The sequence below is a fragment of the Streptomyces lonarensis genome (assembly GCF_012033735.1).
GTDB lineage: Bacteria > Actinomycetota > Actinomycetes > Streptomycetales > Streptomycetaceae > Streptomyces > Streptomyces lonarensis.
Window position 1 is genome coordinate 1 of sequence record NZ_JAAVJD010000474.1, and the last position, 1,123, is coordinate 1,123.

At 73.6% G+C, this 1,123-nt stretch carries 1 protein-coding gene; it reads left to right on the forward strand.

All coding sequences use genetic code 11. The annotated features are described in order from the left end of the window. The first annotated feature begins 223 nt into the window (after positions 1-223). Positions 224-928, forward strand: a complete 705-nt coding sequence (locus HCN56_RS25615) for a DUF4191 domain-containing protein (protein ID WP_167975041.1) — start codon at positions 224-226, stop codon at positions 926-928. The last annotated feature ends 195 nt before the right edge of the window (positions 929-1,123 follow it).

Below are 1,123 nucleotides of genomic sequence, written 5' to 3' on the forward strand. Positions count from 1 at the left end.
GGCCCGGCCACACGGCCGGGCCGTCGCCCGTGGCGGCTCCGGAGGGGCGCGCCGGTCACCATCCGGCACCAGCTGCCCACCGGACGGGTCCGCCGCCTTCCGGCAACGTAAACTTGCGGGTGACTGTTCGGCCCCACGTGCGCCGACCGCGCCCGCACCCCCGGCGCCCCGCGCCCCCGCTGCGCGGCAGCGGACCGGGGTCTCTGGACCAAGAAGAGGACTCATGGCGAGGAAGAAGAAGAAAGCCGACCCCGAGAACCCGGGCAGACTGCGGCAGATCGGTCTCACCTACAAGATGACCCGGCGGTCGGACCGCTGGATCGGGTGGGTCATCGGCGGTGTGTTCCTCGGGACGTTCGGTGTCGTCCTCGCCATCGGCTTCCTGATCGGGCACCCGATCTACCTGGGCATCCTGGGCTTCCTGGTGGCGCTGCTCGCCACCGCGATCGTGTTCGGCCGCCGCGCGGAGCGCGCCGCCTACGGGCAGATGGAGGGCCAGCCGGGCGCCGCCGCGGCCGTGCTGGAGAACATCAAGCGCGGGTTCGTCATCACCCCGGCCGTCGCCATCAACCGCAGCCAGGACGTGGTGCACCGCGCCGTCGGCAAGTGCGGCATCGTCCTCGTCGCCGAGGGCAACCCGAACCGGGTGAAGGGCCTGCTCGCCGCCGAGAAGCGGAAGATGGCGCGCGTCGTCACCGACGTGCCCGTCCACGACATCATGGTCGGCCGCGAGGAGGGCCAGGTCCCGCTCGGCAAGCTCCGCAGCAAGCTGATGAAGCTGCCGCGCGTGCTGCCCGGTGCCCGGATCACCGAGATCAACGACCGGCTGCGCGCCATGGGCGACCTGATGAAGAACATGCCGGTGCCGAAGGGCCCGATGCCGAAGGGCATGCGGATGCCGAAGGGGCAGATGCCCAAGGGCCGCTGAGGCCGAACGGTCCGGCCGCGACACGCGGTGGAGGGGCCGGTGGTGACCCGTACGGGACGCCGCCGGCCCCTCCGGCGTTGTCGCCCCACCGCGCCCGACCGCCCTGACGTGGGCCGCGCGCCACGGGCGTTCCGGGGACGGGCCCTCCGGTGCCGCGGGGCCGGGCCCGCCGGTGCCACGGGGCCGGCGCCGGAG